General features: G+C 64.2%; 17 protein-coding genes. 8 read left to right on the top strand and 9 right to left on the bottom strand.

Translation table 11 applies throughout. The annotated features are described in order from the left end of the window. Positions 1 to 12: 12 nt before the first annotated feature. Positions 13 to 789 (top strand): exodeoxyribonuclease III, encoded by a 777-nt coding sequence (gene xth / locus AWB68_RS19205; RefSeq protein WP_087645933.1) that lies wholly within the window; start codon positions 13 to 15, stop codon positions 787 to 789. Positions 790 to 832: 43 nt separating this feature from the next. Here xth and ntrC read toward each other — a convergent pair whose 3' ends face one another. The 3 genes from ntrC to glnA all read right to left on the bottom strand — a co-directional run bounded on the left by ntrC (position 833) and on the right by glnA (position 5,184). After that, positions 833 to 2,338, bottom strand: coding sequence for a nitrogen regulation protein NR(I) (gene ntrC, locus AWB68_RS19210; protein ID WP_087645934.1), 1,506 nt, complete (start codon positions 2,336 to 2,338; stop codon positions 833 to 835). A gap of 129 nt (positions 2,339 to 2,467) precedes the next feature. After that, positions 2,468 to 3,610 (bottom strand): nitrogen regulation protein NR(II), encoded by a 1,143-nt coding sequence (gene glnL / locus AWB68_RS19215; protein WP_087645935.1) that lies wholly within the window; start codon positions 3,608 to 3,610, stop codon positions 2,468 to 2,470. A gap of 158 nt (positions 3,611 to 3,768) precedes the next feature. After that, positions 3,769 to 5,184 (bottom strand): type I glutamate--ammonia ligase, encoded by a 1,416-nt coding sequence (glnA, locus tag AWB68_RS19220; protein ID WP_087645936.1) that lies wholly within the window; start codon positions 5,182 to 5,184, stop codon positions 3,769 to 3,771. Positions 5,185 to 5,557: 373 nt separating this feature from the next. Here glnA and AWB68_RS19225 point away from each other — a divergent pair, with 373 nt between their 5' ends. Then, the gene (locus AWB68_RS19225; protein WP_087645937.1) at positions 5,558 to 6,022 is read left to right on the top strand and encodes a rhodanese-like domain-containing protein; all 465 of its coding nucleotides are present in this window, start codon (positions 5,558 to 5,560) and stop codon (positions 6,020 to 6,022) included. A gap of 21 nt (positions 6,023 to 6,043) precedes the next feature. Here the strand turns inward: AWB68_RS19225 and AWB68_RS19230 are convergent, their stop codons facing one another. From AWB68_RS19230 to AWB68_RS19245, 4 genes are all read right to left on the bottom strand, one after another. Next, complete coding sequence (locus AWB68_RS19230) at positions 6,044 to 6,856, bottom strand: competence/damage-inducible protein A (protein WP_087645938.1); 813 nt, start codon at positions 6,854 to 6,856, stop codon at positions 6,044 to 6,046. A 9-nt stretch (positions 6,857 to 6,865) separates the two neighbouring features. Next, positions 6,866 to 7,693, bottom strand: a complete 828-nt coding sequence (locus AWB68_RS19235; RefSeq protein ID WP_087645939.1) for an EI24 domain-containing protein — start codon at positions 7,691 to 7,693, stop codon at positions 6,866 to 6,868. Positions 7,694 to 7,816: 123 nt separating this feature from the next. After that, complete coding sequence (locus tag AWB68_RS19240; RefSeq protein WP_087645940.1) at positions 7,817 to 8,842, bottom strand: sterol desaturase family protein; 1,026 nt, start codon at positions 8,840 to 8,842, stop codon at positions 7,817 to 7,819. 70 nt (positions 8,843 to 8,912) lie between these two features. Further along, positions 8,913 to 9,920 carry a YVTN family beta-propeller repeat protein gene (locus tag AWB68_RS19245; protein WP_087645941.1) on the bottom strand — a complete coding sequence of 336 codons (1,008 nt, stop codon included), beginning with the start codon at positions 9,918 to 9,920 and terminating at the stop codon, positions 8,913 to 8,915. A 571-nt stretch (positions 9,921 to 10,491) separates the two neighbouring features. Between AWB68_RS19245 and AWB68_RS19250 the strand changes: the two genes are divergently transcribed. Together AWB68_RS19250 and AWB68_RS19255 are read left to right on the top strand one after the other, a co-directional pair. Next, positions 10,492 to 13,449, top strand: coding sequence for a YadA-like family protein (locus tag AWB68_RS19250; RefSeq protein ID WP_087645942.1), 2,958 nt, complete (start codon positions 10,492 to 10,494; stop codon positions 13,447 to 13,449). A 118-nt stretch (positions 13,450 to 13,567) separates the two neighbouring features. Then, positions 13,568 to 14,119: an outer membrane protein assembly factor BamE gene (locus tag AWB68_RS19255; RefSeq protein ID WP_160110031.1), complete on the top strand. Its 552-nt coding sequence runs from the start codon at positions 13,568 to 13,570 to the stop codon at positions 14,117 to 14,119. Positions 14,120 to 14,199: 80 nt separating this feature from the next. Here AWB68_RS19255 and hrpA read toward each other — a convergent pair whose 3' ends face one another. Beyond that, positions 14,200 to 18,888 carry an ATP-dependent RNA helicase HrpA gene (gene hrpA / locus AWB68_RS19260; RefSeq protein WP_235028411.1) on the bottom strand — a complete coding sequence of 1,563 codons (4,689 nt, stop codon included), beginning with the start codon at positions 18,886 to 18,888 and terminating at the stop codon, positions 14,200 to 14,202. A 22-nt stretch (positions 18,889 to 18,910) separates the two neighbouring features. Here hrpA and argA point away from each other — a divergent pair, with 22 nt between their 5' ends. The 3 genes from argA (at position 18,911) to proP (ending at position 22,805) form a co-directional block, all read left to right on the top strand. Continuing rightward, a complete protein-coding gene (argA, locus tag AWB68_RS19265; RefSeq protein WP_087645944.1) occupies positions 18,911 to 20,293 on the top strand; it encodes an amino-acid N-acetyltransferase in 1,383 nt (460 codons plus the stop codon). A gap of 125 nt (positions 20,294 to 20,418) precedes the next feature. Continuing rightward, entirely contained in the window at positions 20,419 to 20,691 is a 273-nt protein-coding gene (locus AWB68_RS19270) for an oxidative damage protection protein (RefSeq protein WP_062636188.1), read from the top strand. A 632-nt stretch (positions 20,692 to 21,323) separates the two neighbouring features. Continuing rightward, positions 21,324 to 22,805: a glycine betaine/L-proline transporter ProP gene (proP, locus tag AWB68_RS19275; RefSeq protein ID WP_087645945.1), complete on the top strand. Its 1,482-nt coding sequence runs from the start codon at positions 21,324 to 21,326 to the stop codon at positions 22,803 to 22,805. A 62-nt stretch (positions 22,806 to 22,867) separates the two neighbouring features. Here the strand turns inward: proP and AWB68_RS19280 are convergent, their stop codons facing one another. After that, positions 22,868 to 23,332 carry a metallophosphoesterase family protein gene (locus AWB68_RS19280; protein WP_087645946.1) on the bottom strand — a complete coding sequence of 155 codons (465 nt, stop codon included), beginning with the start codon at positions 23,330 to 23,332 and terminating at the stop codon, positions 22,868 to 22,870. Positions 23,333 to 23,535: 203 nt separating this feature from the next. Between AWB68_RS19280 and AWB68_RS19285 the strand changes: the two genes are divergently transcribed. After that, positions 23,536 to 23,844, top strand: coding sequence for a DUF4148 domain-containing protein (locus AWB68_RS19285; RefSeq protein WP_087645947.1), 309 nt, complete (start codon positions 23,536 to 23,538; stop codon positions 23,842 to 23,844). Positions 23,845 to 23,938 lie beyond the last annotated feature (94 nt).

The raw sequence follows: 23,938 nt of genomic DNA on the forward strand, positions 1-23,938 counted from the left end.
GATTGGCTACATATGAAAATCGCCACCTGGAACGTCAATTCCCTCAAAGTCCGCCAGCAACACGTCATGGACTGGCTCCAACAAAGCCAGGTCGACGTGCTGTGCCTTCAGGAACTGAAACTCCCCAACGAGAAATTCCCCTGCGCCGAGTTCGAAGCCGCCGGCTTCAAATGCTGGTTCGCCGGCCAGAAGACGTACAACGGCGTCGGCATCCTGGTCCGCAAGGGCATCGCGGTCGATGAAACCAATATCGTGCGCAATATCCCCGGCTTCGAGGATCCGCAGCAACGCGTGATCGCCGCGACCGTCGAGGACATGCGCATCGTGTCCGCCTATTTTCCGAACGGGCAGGCCGTGGGCAGTGAGAAGTTCGCCTACAAGATGCGCTGGCTCGACGCGCTGCACGACTGGCTCGGCGCCGAGATGAAGATCCATCCGAAGCTGGCGCTCCTCGGCGACTACAACATCGCGCCCGACGATCGCGACGTTCACGATCCGAAAGCGTGGGAAGGCCAGAATCTCGTGTCGCCGGAGGAGCGCGCGCACTTCGTGCGGCTCGTCGAACTCGGCCTGACCGACGCCTTTCGCCAGTTCGAGCAGCCGGAGAAGCTTTTTACGTGGTGGGATTACCGGATGCTCGCGTTCCGCCGCAACGCGGGGCTGCGCATCGACCACATCCTGCTGTCGGCGGAACTGGCCGCGAAGTGTTCCGCCTGCGAAGTCGACAAGGTGCCGCGCAAGTGGGAGCAACCGTCGGACCACGCACCGGTGGTTGCGACGATCGGCTGATCGCTTAGCGACGTAACGACGTAACGACGCCGCCAATGGACGATCAAGCGTCGAGATGCAGTTCCTGGATCTTGCGCGTGATCGTATTGCGGCCGATGCCGAGCCGCTCCGCCGCCTCGACCTTGCGGCCGCGCGTGAAATCGAGCGCCTCGCGGATCACAGCCGCTTCGAAACGGCGCGCGAGTTCGTCCATCACGTCGGCGGTGTTCTCGCGCAACAGCCGTGCGACTTCCGTGCGCAAGCCGTTCTCCCACACGCTGACCGGCACGCCGGCCGGTGCCGTGCCGAGCGTCGCCGGCGCGCTGGTCGTGCCGTTGTGCCCCGCGGCGGATTGCGACGTCCCGCTCGCCTCCGCCGTCGCCGTGAGCGACGTGCTCTCGCCGGCATATTCCTGCGTCGGCGTGAGGTCGGGTGGCAGGTCCTTCTGCTCGATCGTCTGCGCGGGCGCCATCACGGTCAGCCAGTTGCACAGGTTTTCGAGTTGCCGCACGTTGCCCGGAAACGGCAGCGAAGCAAGATAAGCGAGCGCATCTTCGGACACGCGCTTCGACTCGACCCCGAGATCGCGCGCGCTTTTTTGCAGGAAGTGTCGCGTCAGGAGCGGGATATCCTCGCTGCGCTCGCGCAAGGCGGGCAGCCGCAGGCGAATCACGTTGAGCCGGTGATACAAGTCCTCGCGAAACAGGCCCTGCCGCACGCGCGATTCGAGATTCTGGTGCGTCGCCGCGATCACGCGCACGTTCGCCTTCAGCGGATTGTGGCCGCCCACGCGATAAAACTGCCCGTCGGACAACACGCGCAACAAGCGCGTCTGCAGGTCGAACGGCATGTCGCCGATTTCATCGAGGAACAGCGTGCCGTTCTCGGCCTGCTCGAAACGGCCCTGCCGCATTGCCTGCGCGCCGGTGAACGCGCCGCGCTCGTGGCCGAAGAGTTCCGACTCGAGCAAGTCCTTCGGAATCGCCGCGGTGTTCAGCGCGATGAACGGTCCGTTCGCGCGCGGGCTATGGCGGTGCAGCGCGCGGGCAACAAGCTCCTTTCCGGTGCCTGATTCGCCCGTGATGAGCACGGTCGCGGCCGAATGCGACAGACGCCCGATCGCGCGGAACATATCCTGCATCGCCGGCGCCTGGCCAAGCATCTCGGGCGTCTCGGTGACACGGTCGTCGTAGGCGGCCTCGCCGCGCATGCTTTCGTCGACGGCGCGGCGGATCAGTTCCACCGCCTTGTCGACGTCGAAGGGCTTGGCGAGATATTCGAATGCACCACCCTGGAACGCGGCGACGGCGCTGTCGAGGTCGGAAAACGCGGTCATGATGATGACCGGCAACCCCGGCAGGCGCTCGCGCACGGTCTGCAGCAATTCGAGGCCCGAGCCGCCCGGCATGCGGATGTCGGACACGAGCACTTGCGGGCTCTCCTGCTCGAGTGCGGCGAGCGCATCGCGGACGCCGGAAAAACTTCGCGTCGCGAAGTTCTCGCGTGCCAGGGCCTTTTCGAGCACCCAGCGGATGGATTGGTCGTCGTCTACTATCCAGATCGGCTTCATATCGTTCGGCGAGAAGTCTTCGTGTGGTTCGGTGTGAGCCCGTCGAAACGGTCAGGCGTCAAAGCGTGATTCGGAATGGGGTTCTGGATATTTGAACTTCCGGTCGAGCCTCCCGGTTCAACTCCGTATTCAACTCCCGAAAGGCAACAGGATCATGAACTCGGTGCAGCCCGGCCTGCTCTCCACTTCGATCAGTCCATCGTGCTGCTGGACGAACGACTGCGCGAGCGTGAGACCGAGTCCGCTGCCGTCCTCGCGGCCCGACACGAGCGGATAAAAGATCCGGTCGCGGATGTCGCCGGGGATGCCGGGGCCGTTGTCAGTAATATGCAAGTCCAGTGCCAGCTTGTGCAGGCGCTTGCCGATCGTGATCTTGCGCGCGACGCGCGTGCGCAGTTCGATCTTTGCGTCGCCCTGCGAGATGCGCTCGCGCAGCGCTTCGGCCGCGTTGCGCACGATGTTCAGCAGCGCCTGGATCAACTGCTCCTTGTCGCCACGCAGGTCGGGCACGCTCACGTCGTAGTCGCGTTCGATCGTGAGGCCGCGCGGAAACTCAGCGAGAATCACCTGCCGCACGCGCTCGCAGACTTCGTGAATGTTCACGTCGCCGACGATATGCGGATGCCGGTGCGGTTCGAGCAAGCGGTCGACGAGTGTCTGCAGCCGGTCCGACTCCTTGATGATCACCTGCGTGTACTCGCGCAACTCGTCGCGTTCGCGCGCGCCAAGTTCGAACTCAAGCAACTGCGCGGCGCCCCGGATCCCGCCGAGCGGATTCTTGATCTCGTGCGCGAGGTTGCGGATCAGTTGCTTGTTGACCGCGGTCAGGTCGTGGATACGCTCCTCGCGATCGCTTTTCAGATGCCGCTCGTTCTCGAAGAGTTCGAGCAGCACGTAATCGGGTGCGACTTCGAGATACGCGACCACCGCATGCACATGCAGCGGCTCGCGCCCCTGGCGCTCGAGCACGGCATCGAGATGGGTCGCGTTGAAACGGTTCTCGGCAATCGACGCAATCGTGCTGACCAGTTCATCTGCGTTCGCGAAAAGCTCGGGCCAGTGCGCCTGCGTAAGCTGCTTCCTCGACATCTCCAGCATCGACTCCGCCGACGGATTCGCGTACGCGATCTTCAGGCTGCGCTTGTCGAGGACGAGCACGACCGTCGGCAACGCTTCGAACCCCGGCAGCAAGCCCGTGTGGACGAGTTGCCCATCGTCGGAGAGCGCATCGGCCTGGGGCTTTCTCGACTTGATCAGATTCTTGAGAACCATCGTGCTGTGGGGCCTTTCGTTTAAGCCTTGAATTCCAGACGGGGCGACGATTAAAAAAGGGACGGCGCGCCGTCCCTTTTTGCTGTTCGCCTCGTTGCTCGCAAAGAGGCGCGCGCTTCATCGATCATCAGCCGACGAAGCGCCGCCATGAAGCGTGCTTACAGCGAGTAGTACATTTCGAACTCGATCGGATGCACCGCCTGACGGAAGCGTTGCAGCTCGCCCGTCTTCAGTTCGATGTAGGCATCGAGCATCGAATCCGTGAACACGCCGCCGCGCGTCAGGAACTCGCGATCAGCATTCAGTGCGTCGAGCGCTTCGTCGAGGCCGGCACACACGGTCGGGATCTTGGCATCCTCTTCCGGTGGCAGGTCGTACAGGTTCTTGTCGGCGGCTTCGCCCGGATGAATCTTGTTCTGCACGCCGTCGAGACCGGCCATCATCAGCGCCGAGAAGCACAGGTACGGATTCGCGAGCGGATCCGGGAAACGCGTTTCGATACGGCGGCCCTTCGGGTTCGGCACGTGCGGAATGCGGATCGATGCCGAGCGATTGCGCGCCGAGTAAGCGAGCTTCACCGGAGCTTCGAAGTGCGGCACGAGACGCTTGTACGAGTTCGTACCCGGGTTCGTGATCGCGTTCAGCGCGCGAGCGTGCTTGATGATGCCGCCGATGTAGAACAGCGCGAATTCCGACAGGCCCGCGTAGCCGTTGCCCGCGAACAGGTTCTGACCGTCCTTCCAGATCGACTGGTGAACGTGCATGCCCGAACCGTTGTCGCCGACGACCGGCTTCGGCATGAACGTCGCCGTCTTGCCGTAGGTGTGCGCGACGTTGTGGATGATGTACTTCATCTGCTGCAGCCAGTCGGCGCGCTGAACCAGCGTCGAGAACTTCGTGCCGATTTCGTTCTGGCCCTGGCCCGCCACTTCGTGGTGATGCACTTCAACCGGAATGCCGATCTGTTCGAGCAACAGGCACATTTCCGAGCGGATGTCCTGGAACGTGTCGACCGGAGCGACCGGGAAATAGCCGCCCTTCGTGCCCGGACGATGGCCGGTGTTGCCGCCTTCGAAGTCCATCGCCGACGACCACGGTGCTTCTTCCGAGCCGATCTTGACGAACGTGCCCGACTGGTCCGTGCCCCACTTGATCGAGTCGAAAATGAAGAATTCCGGCTCCGGACCAAAGAATGCCGTGTCGCCGAGACCCGAGCTCTTCAGGTACGCCTCGGCGCGCTTGGCGAGCGAGCGCGGATCGCGTTCGTAGCCCTTGCCGTCAGCCGGTTCGACCACGTCGCACGACAGCACGAGCGTCGATTCCTCGTAGAACGGGTCGATGAAGGCCGTGTCCGCGTCCGGCACGAGCAGCATGTCCGACGCTTCGATGCCCTTCCAGCCTGCGATGGACGAACCGTCGAAAGCGTGGCCGCTTTCAAATTTGTCTTCGTCGAATGCCGATACCGGCACCGAAACGTGTTGTTCTTTACCGCGCGTGTCGGTGAAACGGAAATCGACAAACTTGACGTCCTCGTCCTTGACGAGTTGCATGACGTCGGCCACGGATTTACTCATTACCTATCTCCTGATTAACAAAAGTCGGCGAAAAGCCTTCGCCGCCCCGTACCGATCCGAAAACTATCGGCGTCTAAAAAGCAGCTTCCATGCCAGGCGTTGCGATTCGTGCGCCAAGCGATTGAAGCAGCGCGCATTTTCCATGAAGAACACTATGCGGCCACGCAGGACCCCGGCTGAGCGACACGCGCGCGTGCACAATAATGGTGCTTCGTCCTGCCACTCGTCTTACGTTAGCACTGAAACCGGGCACGCGATATCTCGCGCACCAACTTGATGCATGCAGCCGTTTCTCTTGCTTCTGTTCACTGCCGCGCTGTGGGCGCCGGCGCCACGCTAGAATGATCTTTTCAGCTTTCTGGAGACTTGCGTCATGAGCACGCTAGAGCAGTTGTACGGTCAGGCCAAGGCGCGTGGCACTGAAAACCGGTTGCCGTACGCGGGCGCCATCATGCCCGCCGAGGCCTTCGAACTGCTGCAACTCGATCCGCACGTCCGGCTCGTCGACGTCCGCACGCGCGCGGAACTCGACTGGGTCGGCCGTCCCGCCATCGACGGCGCGCAGTACGCTCACATCGAATGGATCCGCTACCCGGGCTCGGTTCCGAATGCGGAGTTTATCGAACAACTGCGCCAGGTCGCCACCCCGGACACGCCGGTTTTATTCCTCTGCCGAAGCGCGGCGCGCTCGAAGCTCGCGGCGATTGCCGCGCAGAAGGAAGGCTTCACGCAGGCTTTCGACGTGCTGGAAGGCTTCGAAGGCGACAAGAACGGTCAGGGACATCGCAAGACGGTTTCAGGCTGGTGTTTCCGCGGCTTGCCGTGGATGGGCGCCTGAACGCTCGGACTGGACCCGCCTTCACTCCGCCGCGCCCGACTGCGTCTCCACCATTTCTCCGCCGAGGGCGCGCACGCCCTCGCGCAGCACGTCGAACGCCGCGTTCGCCGTCTCCGGATCGCCCTTCACACCCAGATCGATGTGCGAGCGCGCATAGATCTCGCCACGCGACGGATCGCCGACGCTCGGCAGGCTGAACGCGCGCACGCCAGGAAAATCCTGCTCGATCGCGACCATCAGCGGCGTAATGCGCGACTCGGGCAAGCCGAACACCAGCACCGAGCGCTCGATAAAAGGTTGCGCGTGATGCAGATGCCCATACGCCGTGTCGAGCACCCATTCGATCATCGGCCACGCCATCACCGGAAAGCCCGGCACGAAATGGTGATTGCCGATTGAAAACCCCGGAATGCGGTTGTAGCTGTTCGGAATGATCGCGGCGCCCTTCGGAAACGTCCCCATGTTCAGCCGATGGACGTTTTCCGGCGCCTGGAGATCGAAGGCCGCGCCGTTGGCCATCTCGACGATGCGCGCGCGGATCAGTTCCGCAGCCTCCGGATGCAATTCCAGCGGCACGCCGAGCGCTTCCGCGGCACAGCGCCGCGTGTGGTCGTCGGGCGTGGCGCCGATGCCGCCGGTCGAAAAAACGAAGTCGCCCGACGCGAACGTGCGCGCAAGCGTCGCGGTGATGCGAGCCGGATCGTCGCCGATGTATTCCGCCCATTCGAGCGACAGCCCGCGCGCCGCCAGCAGTTCGATGATTTTTGGCAGATGCTTGTCCGCGCGACGCCCGGACAGGATTTCATCGCCGATGATGATGACGCCAAAGCCCATAAAAACCCCTCAGGATTGAACCGGCACGACCACGCTGCGCGCGGTCTCGGCACGCAGGCGCTCGAGCGCGTGCAGGCAGTAGTGCGCGAACCAGAGCGCCGAAAAGACGAGGATGAACGCGTAGATCCAGATCGTCGCGGCGGCCACGACCGGAAAGAGCGGCAAGAGCCATACCGACCACGCCCAGAGCACGGTCGGCAGAGAGCCGAGCAGTCCGCTCACAATGCCGATCGACAGAAGCGGCCAGCGGGCCGTGCGCACGATCTGGCGGCGTTCGGCAGCCGTTGCGTGCAGCGCGAGCGCGTCATAGGTCATGACGCGATACGTGAGCCAGCCCCACAGGAGCGGCGGGATCAGCGCGAAGAACGGCGGGATCAGCCAGAGCGGCAGCGTCACGACGAGCAGCACGAGGCACACGACCGTCGTCACCACCGAATGGCCGAGGCTCCCGTACCAAGAGCCGCCGCGCCGCGTTTCGAGCGTGGCGTACTGCCGGCGCATGAGCAGCTTGATGACCGAGGGCATCGACATCGTCGCGATCAGCAGCAAAACCGTCACGACGATCAGCGGTATCGACATCACGACGACCAGAAACGGCGCGATCACCGCATGCAGCGACGAAAAGCCGACCGAATCGAAGAGCCGGTACAAGGTCGATGTGAACGCCCAGCCGTCGAGCCAGCCGCTTGCGGCGCCCGTCAGCGTCTGCCAGAAAAACCACAGGAGGACGCCCCACCCGGCCGTCGCGACCACGAACGGCATGAAGGTGAGCCAGAGCATCCTCGGGTGAAACGCGTTCGCGAGCGCGCGCGCGAACGAACGCAGCAGGTCATTCATGCGGGAGTCGTTCAAGAAGGGAAAAGAGACAGGATAAACCAGCGGAGGCCCGCCGCGCAGTTGGCCGAGTGGCCAGTGACGGGGAGAAAATGCCGCGCGAGCGCCGCGCGGCATGGACATGCGCTAGACAGCGGCGGCGTCCGTATCGGAATTGCCGCGGCCGGTCGTGCGGCGAGCGGACAGACGCGCGCCGATGCGTTTGAACGCGAGCCAGTGCTGCTCGAAAAAGCCTTCGCCGTAGTTCACCGCGCGCTCGCCGGGCGCGGCGATCTGGTCGCGGATGCCGGTCGGCTCGATCTCGCGGCTCCACGACACGCTCCGAAACAGCATGTCCCACCACGGAAACAGGACGCCGAAGTTGCAGCCGTATTTCGTGCCTTCGTGGCCGTAACCGATCGCATGATGCCGGCGATGAAACGCCGGCCCCACCAGCAAACGCTCGCCGAGCCAGCCGTAGTTGAGGCGGATGTTCGCGTGCTGCACGCTCTGCATCAGGTTCGTGATCGCGACGAGCACCACGAATTGCGACGGCTCCACGCCGATCACGAGCGCGACCGCCGCGAAAAAGCTCGCCTGAAGGATGTCGTCGAGCAGATGGTTGCGATCGTCGGACCAGAGCGACATCTGCTGCTGGCTGTGATGCACGGCGTGCAGTTCCCACCAGATGCCGATCCGGTGCTCCAGCCGGTGATACCAGTAGCCGGCGAAATCGAGCACCACGAGATAGATGGCGAATGCGACGAGCGGTTGAGTCGTCACACCCGGCCAGAGGTTGTCGATTTCGAGATTCGACACGTTGTGCAGGCGCAGCCAGCCTTGCAGCGAATCGAAGACCGGCTGGAACGTGAAGAAGAAGAACAGGTTCAGGATGCCGAGCTTCACGATCCAGGTGTAGAGCACGTCCACCCGCACGCCCTTGCGATGCTCCCATTCCTCGGCCGGCCGCAGCGCCTCGAGCGGACGCAGCAGCGCATACATCACGATCACTTCGAGCACGCCCACGATCACCCAATAGAGCGCGTCGTAGGTGTCCTCGTCGTAGTCCATCAGGCCGACCTTGAACAGAACCGGCTGCACGATATCGACATACAGCAGCGTCTGCAGCGTCGAAACGAAATTATCGAGGGACGAAAAAATGAAATGAAACATGGTGCTCCGTCACTTGCGCTGCCAGCGGGCCTATATCGATCTATACCAATCGTAGTACAGCCGAGGCCCGTCAGGCGCCATTCGGCGCCGTGACCGGCGCGCGATTGTAAAAATAAATTCCGTGCGGCGAGCGGCCCACGGCAATCGTCTGGATCAGCTTGCGATTCGTCAGATCAATGATGCCAATGTGCTTCGCGAATCGGAACGTTACCCAGAGATAGCGTTTGTCGGCGGAAAGTTCCATGTCGTCGGGGCCGGACATCAGACCGGTGATGTCGCCGACATTGGTGAGCGACTCCTCGTCGATGATGCTGATCGTGCTCGCCACCCGGTTCGATACCGCGACGTGCTTGCCGTCCGCCAGCGAGCGGAAGTTGTGAGCGCCGTTACCCGTCTTGATCGTTTTCACGATTTTCTGGTTGCGCCAGTCCACCACCGCGACGTAATCCGCGCCCGTCATGCCGACGAGCAGATATTTGTCGCCCGGCGTCAGCCAGACACCCGCCGGCACCTTGCCGACCTTCATCTTCCATTTGACGGTCTGCGTCGCGAGGTCGATCGCGGCGATTTCGCCCGACACCTGCAGCGAGATGAACGCCGTCTGGCTGTCGTTCGTGAACGCGATGTGACTCGGCATCGTGGCGAGCGGCAGGCGCTTCGCGATCGAAATGTCGCGGCCGTCGTAGTGATAGATGTCCAGGCGATCGAGGCGCAGGCCGGTTGTCACGAGCCACTTGCGGTCCGGTGAGAAGCCGATCTGGTACGGGTCCTCGATGTTTTCCAGCCAGCGCTGCGTCTTGCCCGTTTTCGGGTCGACGAACATCAGGTTGTTCGACACCGAATTCGCGACGATCAGCGACGAACCGTCGGGCGTGGGCATCAGGTGATGGGGTTCCTTGCCCGTCGGGACGGTGCCGACGACCTGGTGGCTCGTTTCGTCGATGAGGCTCAGCGTGGCCTCGCCGGAATTCAGCACGATGACGTTGTTGGCGTGGGCGGCGGGTGCGAGGAAGGCGGCGGCGAGGGCCGTGCCGGCGAGGGTCGCGCGAACGAGACCGGATAGCGGGAAAGTGCGCATGAAAGCTCGGGTGGGAAAACAGGCCGTCATTGTAGAACGTTTGCCGGCGGGAAAACGTTGACGGGAGTCACGCGGGATCGACGCTGTCCTGTTGCGCCAATGCGCCACTGAGGTATTGCGCCCGACGCGGGGCCGCTCTCCTGAAACGCGTCACGCACGGCGCCGCCCGCGACCGCACCCGCCGCCTCCGACAGCGCGCGTGCTCCCTCGTTCGGACGCGTTTTCCAGCACCTCGCCCGCCCCCGTTCTCTCCACTTCCCCGTTGCGACGATCCCACGTCGGCACGCCTCATTTTAAGAATCGCCCTAGCTCGATCCTAAGCTTCGCGGATTGTTACGAAGCGTTAAATCGTTTCGCCCTCCCCTCGAACTAGGAAATTTCGCGTATTGGCGGGCGGGAATTGGAGCGAATATCACGCGATTCTAGGTCTGCAGACGATCAATCACAGGAGTCCGAATTTGAGCGGGCCGAAGAACACGAGGCCCCCAGCGCTCGTTTCACGAAACGTCCGACCAGTTGCGGGCGCTTCAGAGATCGACAGTTTTTATCATTTGGTTGGACATCCCTTTTTATGAACAGAATCTTCAAGGCAATCTGGAACGAATCGACGGGAACGTGGGTCGCCGCTTCGGAAACGTCGCGCGCCAAGACCAAGCGGGCATCGTCGCGCGGCAAGCTCGCGATACTGTGCGTGGCAGTAGCGAGCGGCGTAGTGGCGGGGGCGGCACATGCGGATGACTGGACGAACACGTCCATCTCAGGTGCGCTTGAGGCGGGGAGCAGCGCAAGTGCTACCGACGTCAATGCTATCGCCATAGGCGCGGGTGCCACGAGCGGCATGGCCCAGCCCGGAGGTATCGGAGGCGGTGCCATCGCAATCGGTGCGCAAAGCCGGGCCGTGTACCCAGCGTCCATGGCGCTCGGTATCAACGCGTCTGCCATCGGCTCAAACACTCTCGCAATTGGCTCCAGAGCAAATGCGGCCGCTGGCGGCGCAATCTCAATCGGCAGTGATAGCTATGCCACAAAACAAGGCGCAGTCGCACTCGGTATATTCGCCACTGCGAGCGCCGCATATGCCACCGCCCTTGGCGGCTTCGCCACGGCAGACAGGCATGCCACCGCGCTCGGCGGCCACGCCACGGCAACGGCCGAGGAGGCGCTCGCCGCTGGCTACGGCGCCACTGCCGGCGGCATGCAAGCAGTCGCGGCAGGCGCAAACGCCGTAGCGAGCGCCCAGGGAGCCACCGCCGTCGGTGCCAACAGCTACGCTGAGGGCAGCGGGGCCACAGCGGTCGGCCGGTATGCCGGAGCGATTGGCGAAAACGCAACCGCCCTCGGATTACGCGCTGCCGCGAACGGCGCCAACGCCACAGCGGTCGGCTTCTATGCTAACGCCGCAGCCGACGCCGTTGCGGTCGGCGCTGACGCAAACGCGTCCGGCGCCTCGAGCGCGGCGTTCGGGAATGCCGCCAATGCGTCGGCAGACCAGGCGGTCGCCATCGGCACGGGCGCGCAGGCGACGCATGACAACAGCGTTGCGCTCGGCGCGGGTTCGGCGACGACCATCGGCGCTCAAAGCGGCTACGCCGCCTATGGCCTCGCCGCTCCGCAAACGTCTTCCGGCGAAGTGAACATCGGCAACCGCACGATCAGCGGCGTCGCGGCCGGCAAGAACAGTGACGACGCGGTCAATGTCGCGCAGTTGACAAGCGTGAACACGCGCATCGACGGCGCCGTGATGTACGACAGCGCCGCCGACAAAACCAGCGTCACGCTCAACCCGGGCGGCAGCGCCGCCACGATCCACAACGTCGCGGCCGGCGCGGCGGACACCGACGCCGTGAACGTCGGCCAGTTGAACACCGCCATCAGCGACGCTTCCAACCCATTCTTCGTCGCGCAGGGCAATCGGGCAACCGAAGGCGCAAAGGCCACGGAAGGCTACGCGCTAGCCGCGGGCGCGAACGCCACGGCGAGCGGCGAGGGAGCCACCGCCGTCGGACACAACGCCAACGCGAAGGCGCCCGGGGCCACGGCGATCGGCGAAGAGACCATCGTGACCAGCAACAGCGGAACCGCGCTCGGCTACTTGGCCAAGTCGGACGGCATCGACTCAACCGCCCTCGGCGCCCGAAGCAAGGCCATAGGTCATGGAGCCAGCTCTCTCGGCCTGTACGCCGGAGCGGTTGGCGACAACGCAACGGCCATCGGATCGTTCGCCGCCGCGGACGGCGCGGATGCCACGGCGGTCGGCACCTATGCCAGTGCGACAGCCGGCGCCGCTGCGTTCGGCGCCAACGCAAACGCGTCCGGTGCCTTGAGCGCCGCGTTCGGAAATGCGGCCAATGCGTCGGCAGACCAGGCGGTCGCCATCGGCACGGGCGCGCAGGCGACCCTGGCCAACAGCGTCGCGCTCGGCGCGGGTTCCTCGACCCAGGTCGGCAAACGCGACGCGTACACCGGCTATGGCCTCACCGGCACGCAAGCGTCGGTGGGCGAAGTCAACGTCGGCAATCGCACGATCAGCGGCGTCGCGCCGGGCCTGAACGACGACGAAGCCGTCAACGTCGCGCAGCTGAAGGGCGTGACGGCCAAGGTCGACGCAGCGGTCGCCGCCACGGAAGGCGCCGTCAAATACGACCGCAACCCCGACGGCACGGTCAACAAGAACAGCGTCACGCTCGAAGGCGACCCGGCCGCGGGCGGCACCGCGATCCACAACGTCGCGGCCGGCACCGCTGCCGGCGACGCGGTAAACCTCGGCCAGTTGAACGACGCCCTCGGCGCGGTGAACAACGCCATCGTCAATTCCGCCAATCCGTTCTTCAGCTCAGAAGGCGATCGCAACGGCGAAGGCGCGGTGTCGAGCGGCGCGCATTCCGTTGCATCGGGTGCGAAGGCATCGGCAACGGGCGTGGGATCGGCCGCGTTCGGCGCAGGCGCATCGGCAGCGGGCGCGGGCGCACTCGCAGTGGGACAAAACGCGTCGGCATCGAACGTCGGAACGGTCGCGGCCGGTCAGAACGCGTCGGCCTCGGGTGTCGGTGCAACGGCAATCGGCAGTGGCACGAAAGCCACCGCCGACAACTCGGTCGCACTCGGCCAGAACTCCGTCGCCGATCGCGCCAACACGGTGTCGGTCGGTGCGGCGGGCCAGGAGCGGCAGATCATCAACGTCGCGCCCGGCACGCAAGGCACCGACGCCGTGAACGTCAACCAGTTAAGCCAGTTCTCGGCGAATACGCTCAAGCAGGCCAACGACTACACCGACGCGAAATTCGACGATGCACGCCGCGACGGCTACGGCGGTGCGGCGGCGGCAATCGCGATCGCGAACCTGCCGCAGGCAGTGTTGCCAGGCCGCGGCATGGTGGCCGTAGGCGGCGGCACCTACGGCGGCCAGTCGGCGCTCGCAATCGGCGTGTCGCAACTGTCCGAAAACGGCATCTGGGCCTACAAGGTGACCGGCACAACCAGCACGCGCGGCCAGTTCGGCGTGGGCGTCGGCGCCGGCATGCACTGGTAAGCGCCTCCAGTCGGCCTCTTGCGCAGGGAGGCCGGGCGCGGATCTGGCACATCGTCGAATCCGCGCCCATCGCGCTCAATCAATCACAACAAGAATCGAAATGGGTGAATCAAGCATGATGAAACACACACTCCAGACCGTCTCGCGCCGCGCGCCGGCGTGGGCCGCATTGGCGGCCATGCTGTCGGCTGCGGCGCTGCTCCAGGGCTGCGGTTCGCTGAGTCGGATTTCCGACGACGGCATGCACGACAAGCTGGTCTTCCCAGCCCCGGACGCGGCAACGTGGGCGCACAACGGCTCCTACCCGCTCGTCGAGTCGCTGCGCAAGCTCAGGCCGGGCATGACGAAGAGCCAGATTTCAGCGCTGATCGGCCGGCCGCAATATAGCGAAGGCTTCTTCGGCGTCCGCGAATGGGATTACCGGCTGAACGTGACAAACGAGGCCGGCGCACCGCAGTTCGTTTGCCAGTTGAAGGTGATCTTCAATTCGCGCGACGAGGCTCGCAACTACTATCGCAAGTGCGGCGATAACGTCGAAACCCTGCTCGACGGCAAATGGCGCAAGTACGAACCGCCGGTTGAAGTCATCGTGCCAGTGGCCGTCGCCGAACCGGAAGCCACCACCACGGCAGTGGCCGACAGTGCGGTCAAGGTCGACCAACTCAAGTAAGCGCGCATCGTGCCTTGCACGACGCAAAAGCACGAGGCCGGCGCAAAACGCCGGCCTCGTGCTTTCCAGACTTACAACGCCTAGCGCTGCATCGACTCCCATACCTTGTACAGCCGCTTGACCGAAATCGGCATCGGCGTGCGCAACTCCTGCGCGAAGAGCGACACGCGCAATTCCTCCAGCAGCCATCGATATTCGCCGAGCCGCGCATCCGCGACGCCGCCACGCTGCGCAATCGCGCGCTGGTAGTTCTGCACGAGCGGCTGCAAATCGGCGGACAGACGCCCATCGCGTGACGGATCGGCCTTCAGCTTGTCGATGCGCAATGCGATGCTCTTCAGGTATCGCGGAAAGTGCGTCAGTTGCGCATACGGCGTATCGATCACGAAGCGTTTGCCGATCAGCGAATTCAGTTGCGCCAGCATGTCGGCATAAACCGCGCCGAACGACTTGGCCTGCACGAGCTTCTTCGCGGCCGCCGCGTACTCGGCGAGGATCAGCCCCGTCAGCCGCGCGATCTCCTGCGCGAGCAGCGTGAGCCGGCCTTTCCCTTCGTCGCGACGCTTGTGAAAACTGGCGTCGTCGTCGGGCAGCGGGTCTTGTAGGCACGCGCGGTCGAGCGCGGTCTCGATGATCTGGTCGCGCAGTTCTTCCTGCGTGCCGAGCGCCATGTATTGCAGCGACATCTCGCGCAGGCCGCCGAGGTTTCTCTCCAGATACTTGATCGGCTCGCGCAGTTGCAGCGCGAACAAGCGCCGCAAACCCGCGCGATGAATCCGCGCCGCTTCCTCGGGCGAATCGAACACTTCGACATCGCAATGCGTGCCGCGATCGACGAGTGCCGGATAGCCGAACAGCGTCTGTCCGCGACGACGGATTTCGAGCAACTCGGGCAGCTTGCCGAAGTTCCACGTCGTGAGGTTTTCGTAGAGCGCGGTACTCGAAGGTGCCGCTGCGGCCTGCGGGTCGGCATCGTCCGACGCATCCGCCGACGTCGATAGCGTCGCGCCCGCCGCGAGCTTCTGGAAATGCTGCTGTGCCTGCCCGCCGAGTTCCGCGCGCAACTGTGCAAGGTTGCGTCCCATCGCGAGCTGCCGGCCGTGCTCGTCGATGACCTTGAAGTTCATGAAAAGATGCGCCGGCAGCGTTTCGAGCTTGAAGTCGGAGCCCTTCATCGCAATTTGCGTCTGCTCGCGGACATCGGCGATCAGCGCTTCGAGCAAGCCGCCCGCGCCGAACTTCGGACTGCCGTGACGATCGACGAAACCCGCCGCGAATTCCGGCAGCGGCACGACATGACGCCGCAGCTTCTGCGGCAACGACTTCAGCAGCAATTGCGCCTTTTCCTTCAGCATGCCGGGCACGAGCCATTCGGCGCGGCGCGCATCGACCTGGTTCAGGCCGTAGAGCGGCACCGTGAGCGTCACGCCGTCGCGCGCTGAGCCGGGCTCGAAGTGATAGGTCAGCGACATTTCGATGCCGGCCATCGTCATGCGCTTCGGGAACAGGTCGGTCGTGATGCCAGCGGCTTCGTGGCGCATCAGGTCGTCGCGCGAGAGGAACAGGAGACGCGTCTTGCCCGCCTTCTCTTCGTCGCGATACCAGCGCTCGAACGCAGCGCCCGTGTAGATGCCCTCCGGCACGAGCGAATCGTAGAACGCGAAGATCAGTTCGTCGTCGACGAGCACGTCCTGGCGGCGCGACTTGTGCTCCAGTTGCTCGATATCCGCGACGAGCTTGCGGTTGTGGGCGAAGAACGGCAGCCTGGTGTCGAACTCGCCTTCGACGAGCGCGCCGCGGATGAACAGTTCCCGCGCGCGCGACGGGTCCTGCTTGCCGAAACTCACGCGCCGCCGTGCATAGACGGTCAGCCCGTGTAGCGTCGCGCGCTCGAAAGCCGCGACCTGCGCCGCCTTCTTCTCCCAATGCGGCTCGGAAAGCGAGCGGCGCAAGAGATGCGCCCCGACCTGCTCCAGCCACTCGGGTTCGATCTTCGCGATCGTGCGCGCATAGAGCCGGCTCGTCTCGACCAGTTCGCCCGCCATCACCCAGCGCCCCGCTTTCTTCAGCAACGCCGACCCAGGCCACAGATAGAACTTGATGCCGCGCGCGCCGAGGTAATACGGCTCGTCATCGGCTTTTAGGCCGACGTTGCCGAGCAAGCCGGTCAAGAGCGACAGATGCACCTGCTCGAACGTCGCCTCCGATTCGTTCAGCCGCCAGCCGTGCTCGCGCACCACCGTCAGCAATTGCGAATGGACGTCGCGCCACTCGCGCAGGCGCAAATGCGACAGGAAGTTCGCGCGGCACGCATCCGTCAGTTGCTTGTTCGACTTCTTGTGCGTGATCGCGTCCTCGAACCAGGCCCAGATGCGCGTCCATTGCAGGAATTCGGAACGCTCGTCGACGAACTTCCGGTGCGCCTGGTCCGCCTGCTCTTGCGCTTCGATCGGGCGGTCGCGCGGGTCCTGCACGGAGAGCGCCGCCGCGATGATGAGCACCTCGCGCAGCGCCTGATGATCGCGCGCGGCGAGAATCATCCGCCCGACGCGCGGGTCGAGCGGCAGGCGCGCGAGTTCGCGGCCGAGCGGCGTGAGCGCGTTGTCGTCATCGACGGCGCCGAGCTCGTTCAGCAACTGATAGCCATCGGCGATGGCGCGGCCCGGCGGCGGTTCGATGAACGGAAACGTTTCGATTGCCGTCAGATGCAGCGATTTCATCCGCAGGATGACGGCCGCGAGCGACGAGCGCAGGATTTCGGGATCGGTGAAACGCACGCGCGACTGGAAATCGGCTTCGTCGTAGAGACGGATGCACACGCCGTCCGCGACACGCCCGCAGCGGCCCGCACGCTGGTTCGCCGCCGCCTGCGAGACCGGCTCGACCTGCAATTGCTCGACCTTGTTCCGGTACGAATAGCGCTTCACGCGCGCCATCCCGGTATCGACGACATAGCGAATGCCCGGCACCGTCAGCGACGTTTCCGCGACGTTGGTCGCGAGCACGATGCGTCGCGCGTTCGACGGCTTGAACACGCGCTCCTGCTCGGCGGCGGAGAGGCGCGCGAAGAGCGGCAGGATTTCCGTGTGCGGCGGATGGTGCTTGCGGAGCGCTTCGGCGGCGTCGCGGATCTCGCGCTCGCCGGGAAGGAACACGAGCACGTCGCCGGAACCTTCGCGGCAGAGTTCATCGACGGCATCGACGATGGCTTCCATCAGGTCGCGATCGGTCTCGCGCGCGCTTTTCTGACGCGGTTCCTTCTGCGGCGTGCCCTGCGCGTTCTTCACCGCCGGACTGTCTTCCTGCACCGGCCGGTAGCGCACTTCCACGGGGAACATCCGCCCGCTCACTTCGATCACCGGCGCCGGTTTCTCGTCGCTGCCGAAATGGCGGGCGAAGCGGTCGGCGTCGATCGTGGCCGAGGTCACGATCAGCTTCAGGTCGGGCCGGCGCGGCAGGATCTCTTTCAGATAGCCGAGCAGGAAATCGATATTGAGACTGCGCTCGTGTGCCTCGTCGATGATGATCGTGTCGTAGGCAGCAAGCAGCGGGTCGGTCTGCGTTTCGGCGAGCAGGATGCCGTCGGTCATCAGCTTGACCGATGCGCCGGGCGAGAGGTTATCGGTGAAACGCACCTTGTACCCGACCACTTCGCCGAACGGCGTGCCGAGTTCTTCGGCGATGCGCCGCCCCGTCGCCGATGCCGCGATCCGGCGCGGCTGCGTGTGGCCGATCAAACCGGAGCCGCCCGCGCCCAGGCCGCGTCCGAGCGAGAGGCAGATCTTCGGAAGCTGCGTCGTCTTGCCGGAGCCGGTTTCGCCGCTGACGATCACGACCTGATGCGCTTCGATCGCCCGCGCGATTTCCTCGCGACGGCCGGAGACCGGCAGCGCTTCGGGGAACGTGATCGGCGGGATCGGGTTCGGCTCGACGATGCGTCGTTCGCGCGGGGTGTCGCGACGCGGTTTGTCGCGTTGGGTGGATTGCGGTGTCGCGGGCTGTGCGCCGCGTTGCGCCGGCGGACGATCGGCGCGCGACTCCAAAGGCTTCGCGGTTGCTTGCTGTGTCTCGCGTTTTGGCTGGCGGTTTTCGGCGTGCTGCCCGCGCTGCTGCTCGCCTCGGGGCAGATGGCTTACGCGTTCGTTTGCAGGGCGTCCCGTGCTCGCCGACCGGTCACGCGTCGACGCATCGGCGTCGCTTCGAACCGTTTTTGTGGCCGATCCATCGCGGGCGGATTCTGTCGTTCGCCGGCCCGCGGGATTCGAATCGTCCGGCGCGCGGGTTGGCGACGGTTTTGCGTTGAGCGGCTCCGCCGAACGTGCCGATTTCGTCGCCTCATCAACGCGCGCACGTTTCGCTTCCGGTCGCGATGGCGCGCGTCGCGGCACGTCGGGGTTCGAATGACGCTCGCCGCTGCGCGATTTCGCGTGATGAGCCGTATCTTCGGCACCGGCTCCCGGCTTGTCCTGTTGCGCGCTCGCGGCAGAAACCTGCGGCCCGCGCGGTAGCGAAACCGGTCCCGCCGCGCGCGCTTTCGCACCCGCCGGAGATGCCGTGCCGACAGCAGGCCGCGCCGCCGTCGCGCCTCCAGCCCCCGCGAACCGCCGCGCGGCCGCCTCCTTCTTGCTCAGCGCTTCTGTCTGATCTTCATCACCGGCGCCCCCGGGACGCACCTCCGCATCGCGCAGCAGACTTTCACGCAGCTTCTTCAACTGTTCCTGGGGATCGAGCTTCTCCGCATCGGCGGGGTGTTTGGAAACATTCGGCATAGCGTCGCATTATAATCCCCGCATGAATTCTCAAACCGACCTCCCCCCCGTCCCGTCGCAGGTTGCAGACGCGCCCGCGGCCGAACCGGAAGCGCCGAATCCGCACGGCCAGTTCGTCGACTGGATGCGTTCCGTCGCGCCGTATATCCACGCGTTCCGCAACAAGACGTTCGTCGTCGCGTTCGGCGGTGAACTCGTGCAGGAAGGCCGGCTCAACGCGCTCGTGCAGGACGTCGGCCTGTTGCACGCGATGGGCATCAACGTCGTGCTCGTGCACGGTTCGCGCCCGCAGCTCGACGAGCAGTTGAGCCTGCATGGCGTGGAATCGTCGTTCTCGCACGGACTGCGCATCACCGACGCCCGCGCGCTCGAATCCGCCAAGGAAGCGGCCGGCGAAGTGCGCCTCGACATCGAGGCCGCCATCAGCCAGGGCTTGCCGAACACGCCGATGGCGCACGCGCACATCAGCGTCGTGTCGGGCAATTTTGTGACGGCGCGACCGGTCGGCATCCTGGACGGCGTCGATTTCCAGCACACGGGTGTCGTGCGCAAGATCGACGGCGATTCCATCCGCCAGTCGCTGGCGAGCAACAAGCTCGTGCTGCTGTCCTCGCTCGGCTTTTCGCCGACCGGCGAGGCGTTCAACCTGTCGATGGAAGATGTCGCCTCCGCCGCGGCCATCGCGCTGCGCGCCGACAAGATCATCTTCGTCACGGAGATCGACGGCCTCGTCGACCCGGAAGGCGAGCTGATGCGCGAAATGTCGCTCGACGACGCCTATCGTCTGCACGAAGGCGGCGAACTGCAGGGCGACGCCGCGTTCTACCTGAAACATGCGATCCGCGCCTGCCGCGGCGGCGTGGCGCGGGCGCACATCATCCCTTACGCGCTCGACGGCAGCGTGCTGCTCGAACTGTTCCTGCACGACGGCGTCGGCACGATGATCTCGTACGAGAATCTCGAAAGCCTTCGCGAAGCAACGCCGGACGACGTCGGCGGCATTCTCACGCTGATCGAGCCGCTCGAATCCGACGGCACGCTCGTGCGGCGCGGGCGTCACCAGATCGAGCGCGACATCGACCACTTCTCGGTGATCGAGCACGACGGCGTGCTGTTCGGCTGCGCGGCGCTTTACCCGTACACGCAGGAGCGTATCGGCGAGATGGCGTGCCTGACGGTGGCGCCCGAGGCGCAAGGCTCCGGCGACGGCGAGCGGCTGCTGAAGCGCATCGAGCAACGCGCCCGCGCGCGCGGCCTCACGCATATCTTCGTGCTGACGACGCGCACCGAGCACTGGTTCCTGAAACGCGGCTTCGTGAAAGTCAACGTCGACGATTTGCCGGAAGACCGCCGCCGGCTCTATAACTGGCAACGCAAGTCGCTCGTGCTGAAAAAACAGCTGTAGACCACATTCCGGGCGGCCGCAGGTTTCGATGAAAATCGCGACGCCCCGCTACCCCCGATATGGCAACCACGGGACCAGAATAATGCGCTAGCCGCCAACTCTGGTCGACACAGGAGAAACACACAATGGCCCGAATGGTTCAATGCGCGAAGCTCGGCAAGGAAGCCGAAGGACTCGATTTCCCTCCGCTGCCGGGCGAACTCGGCAAGCGGATCTACGAAACGGTGTCGAAGGAAGCGTGGCAAGGCTGGCTCAAGCAGCAGACCATGCTGATCAACGAAAATCGTCTCAACATGGCCGATCCGCGCGCGCGCCAGTATCTATTGAAGCAGACGGAGAAGTATTTCTTCGGCGAAGGCGCCGATACCGCTTCGGGTTATGTCCCGCCGCAGAGCTGAAACCGGCTCCGCAGCATCGAAAAACCGGTCCTCCGCGACCGGTTTTTTTACGCGAGCCAGGCCCGCGCGATGCCCTGTTAAGCGTACGCTCACAAATTCCGCAATCCAACGCCACACAAGGGATTCAAGCCTTTTCAAGATGATATGAAAACCGCCCGGTTTGCGCATCGTGCGTCATCGTGATATCATCTTCTTCTTTCCAACAGCAATTCACCTTCATTCACGCACACGAGCTTCGATGGTCAATCCGTCTGGCAACATGTGATTCGTGACAGTTTTATACAAAGAGGCTTGTCGGTTTCAGCAGTACGCCGGCCTTTTTCGTTTCAAGCCTTCTTTTCGTCGACGTGGCGGCACACCTGCGGCAACTTTCGAGTTCGCCGTCCGCTAACGTCCAATTCGCGCTGTTTTCATCGAGTGCACTTTCGCGACTTCCTGCGATGCGCGGGCTTTGCTTTTTGCTTCGGAAAGTCCGGGCCGCGGGCGACACCCGCCAACCATGCCTTCCGGCATCGTCGCGAAACTGCACTTTGAACAGCATGTCCTGGCAATACGCGCTTGAAGCAGTCTGAACGAGCGCGCCGGTTGCGTTCCTCGCGGACCCCGGCATTGAACACGGAGCTACCCCACCCATGACCGCCCTACACGACGGCCTTTGGAGCACACACGAACAGCAACACGACCGACGCGCGGACCTCACCGTCGACGACATCACCATCGTCGACCAATCGCTTCTCAAGCGCGCGGTCGGCGCGATGGCGATCGGCAACGCGATGGAATGGTTCGACTTCGGCGTCTACAGCTACATCGCCGTGACGCTCGGCAAGGTGTTCTTCCCGTCGAGCAATCCTGCCGCGCAGTTGCTCGCCACCTTCGGCACGTTCGCCGCCGCGTTCCTCGTGCGCCCGCTCGGGGGCATGGTGTTCGGCCCGCTCGGCGACCGCATCGGCAGGAAGCGCGTGCTCGCGATGACCATGATCATGATGGCAATCGGCACGTTCTGTATCGGCCTGATTCCGAGCTATTCGTCGATCGGCATCTTCGCGCCGCTCCTGCTGCTCGTCGCACGGCTGCTGCAGGGCTTCTCGACCGGTGGCGAGTACGGCGGCGCGGCCACCTTCATCGCCGAATTCTCGCCGGACAAGAAGCGTGGCTTCATGTCGAGCTTCCTCGAATTCGGCACGCTCGTCGGCTACGTGCTGGGCGCGGGTGTCGTCGCGGTGCTCACGGCCACGCTGTCGCAGGAGTCGCTGCTGTCGTGGGGCTGGCGCATTCCGTTCCTCGTCGCCGGACCGCTCGGGCTGATCGGCCTCTACATCCGCATGAAGCTCGAGGAAACGCCCGCGTTCCAGCGTGAAGCCGACAAGCGCGAATCCGAAGCGCACGCGACGCCCAAGCAGCAATTCCGCGACACGCTGATGAAGCAATGGAAGCCGCTGCTGCAATGCGTCGGCCTCGTGCTGATCTTCAACGTGACCGATTACATGGCGCTCTCGTACCTGCCGAGCTATCTGTCGGCGACGCTCAAGTTCAACGAGACGCACGGGCTTTTCATCGTGCTCGTCGTAATGGTCCTGATGATGCCGATGACGTTGTTCGCCGGCCACCTGTCGGACAAGATCGGCCGCAAGCCCGTGATGCTGGCGGGTTGCATCGGCTTGCTCGTGCTGTCGATTCCGGCGCTCCAGCTCATTCGCATGGGAACGATCGCGCCGATCTTCAGCGGCATGATGATTCTCGGCGTGATGCTGTCGTGCTTCACCGGCGTGATGCCGTCGGCGCTGCCGGCGCTCTTCCCGACCAGGATCCGCTACGGCGCGCTCGCGATCGGCTTCAACGTGTCGGTGTCGCTCTTCGGCGGGACGACGCCGCTCGTGACCGCCTGGCTCGTCGATGCGACCGGCAACCTGATGATGCCCGCGTATTACCTGATGGGCGCGTCGGTGATCGGGATCGTGTCGGTGCTCGCGCTGCACGAGACCGCGAAGAAGCCGCTGAAGGGCTCGCCGCCCGCAGTCGCAAGCCGCGCCGAAGCGCATGCGGTGTTGCGCGGCGCTCGCGAAGCCGCGGCGATGGACGACGAGCGTTTCCCGGAAGGCACGGTTCGGGCGTGATCGCGCTGTCGAATGTGAAGTGAACCAAGCCGGCGCATGCACTTGTGCCGGCTTTTTTCTGCCTAGTCGAGAAGCGGCACGATGCGCGCTTCGAGTTTGCCGCGTTCGATCGTCAGCAAGCCGAGCGTCACGGGCAGCGTGAAGCGTCGCGGCCCCGCGCTGCCCGGATTGACGAACAGCACGCCGTCGCGTCGCTCGATCAGCGGCTTGTGCGAGTGCCCCGTCACCACGACGTCGATGCCCGCGAGTTCGCGCGGCACGTCGGCGATATCGTGGACGACGAAAATCGTTACGCCGCCGACAGTGAGCGTCGTCGCTTCCGGAAGTTCGTCGATGCGCTCGCCGGAATCGTTGTTGCCGCGCACGACGGTGAGGGGCGCGAGTTCCGCGAGTGCATCGAGGACCGTCGGACGGCAGATGTCGCCCGCATGGACGATCCGGTCGCAGCCTCGCAGCGCCGCGAGCGCTTCGGGACGCACGAGGTTATGCGTGTCGGAAATCAGGCCGATGCTGAGCGCTGTGGACATGATCGTCGGCGGTTGGGCGGGTGAGCTTGCGTGTAACGAGCGTAGCACGCTCGAGTTGAACCGTCCCGCCGACTCTTACGCGATTCGCAAAAATGAATCCCAATCTGCGCGCTTAAATGTTCTTAATCATCTCCTTACAATGCAATCACTGGCTGCGAACAAGGGTTCGCGGCAAAGAGAAAACCATCTGGAGGTAGTTCATCATGAAGTCGCTGATCCAAGCCGTTGTCGTCGCCGCCGTTCTCGCTGCTCCGGTCGCATCGTTCGCTCAATCGAACGCGCCGGTGACTCGTGCTCAAGTGCGCGCTGAACTCGTCCAGCTCGAGAAGGCCGGCTACAACCCGAACGCGAACGATACGGAATACCCGGGGAACCTCCAAGCCGCACAAGCGCGCGTTCTCGCGCAGAACGATGCAGCGCAGACGAGCTACGGCGCGTCGGCCAGCGGCTCGGCCCAGTCCGGCCGCGTGGCGCCGGCCGGTGCCGTGCAACCCGTGTATTTCGGGCAATAAGGCAGTCATTCGGGTGGCGATCGGAACGCGCGGGGTTTCGTAGCGGGAGGGATCGCCAAGTCCGTGAAAGAGGCTCGGGTCGCGCGGCATGTCG

It is taken from the genome of Caballeronia choica (assembly GCF_001544535.1).
GTDB classification, from domain to species: Bacteria; Pseudomonadota; Gammaproteobacteria; order Burkholderiales; family Burkholderiaceae; genus Caballeronia; species Caballeronia choica.

Bases quoted from the DNA above. Each gene is read 5' to 3' on its own strand.
- AWB68_RS19230 (WP_087645938.1), bottom strand. From the start codon at position 6,856: ATGGGCTTTGGCGTCATCATCATCGGCGATGAAATCCTGTCCGGGCGT.
- AWB68_RS19235 (WP_087645939.1), bottom strand. From the start codon at position 7,693: ATGAATGACCTGCTGCGTTCGTTCGCGCGCGCGCTCGCGAACGCGTTT.
- ntrC (WP_087645934.1), bottom strand. From the start codon at position 2,338: ATGAAGCCGATCTGGATAGTAGACGACGACCAATCCATCCGCTGGGTG.
- xth (WP_087645933.1), top strand. From the start codon at position 13: ATGAAAATCGCCACCTGGAACGTCAATTCCCTCAAAGTCCGCCAGCAA.
- AWB68_RS19270 (WP_062636188.1), top strand. From the start codon at position 20,419: ATGGCCCGAATGGTTCAATGCGCGAAGCTCGGCAAGGAAGCCGAAGGA.
- hrpA (WP_235028411.1), bottom strand. From the start codon at position 18,888: ATGCCGAATGTTTCCAAACACCCCGCCGATGCGGAGAAGCTCGATCCC.
- argA (WP_087645944.1), top strand. From the start codon at position 18,911: ATGAATTCTCAAACCGACCTCCCCCCCGTCCCGTCGCAGGTTGCAGAC.
- AWB68_RS19280 (WP_087645946.1), bottom strand. From the start codon at position 23,332: ATGTCCACAGCGCTCAGCATCGGCCTGATTTCCGACACGCATAACCTC.
- proP (WP_087645945.1), top strand. From the start codon at position 21,324: ATGACCGCCCTACACGACGGCCTTTGGAGCACACACGAACAGCAACAC.
- AWB68_RS19285 (WP_087645947.1), top strand. From the start codon at position 23,536: ATGAAGTCGCTGATCCAAGCCGTTGTCGTCGCCGCCGTTCTCGCTGCT.
- glnA (WP_087645936.1), bottom strand. From the start codon at position 5,184: ATGAGTAAATCCGTGGCCGACGTCATGCAACTCGTCAAGGACGAGGAC.
- AWB68_RS19245 (WP_087645941.1), bottom strand. From the start codon at position 9,920: ATGCGCACTTTCCCGCTATCCGGTCTCGTTCGCGCGACCCTCGCCGGC.
- AWB68_RS19225 (WP_087645937.1), top strand. From the start codon at position 5,558: ATGAGCACGCTAGAGCAGTTGTACGGTCAGGCCAAGGCGCGTGGCACT.
- glnL (WP_087645935.1), bottom strand. From the start codon at position 3,610: ATGGTTCTCAAGAATCTGATCAAGTCGAGAAAGCCCCAGGCCGATGCG.
- AWB68_RS19240 (WP_087645940.1), bottom strand. From the start codon at position 8,842: ATGTTTCATTTCATTTTTTCGTCCCTCGATAATTTCGTTTCGACGCTG.
- AWB68_RS19255 (WP_160110031.1), top strand. From the start codon at position 13,568: ATGAAACACACACTCCAGACCGTCTCGCGCCGCGCGCCGGCGTGGGCC.
- AWB68_RS19250 (WP_087645942.1), top strand. From the start codon at position 10,492: ATGAACAGAATCTTCAAGGCAATCTGGAACGAATCGACGGGAACGTGG.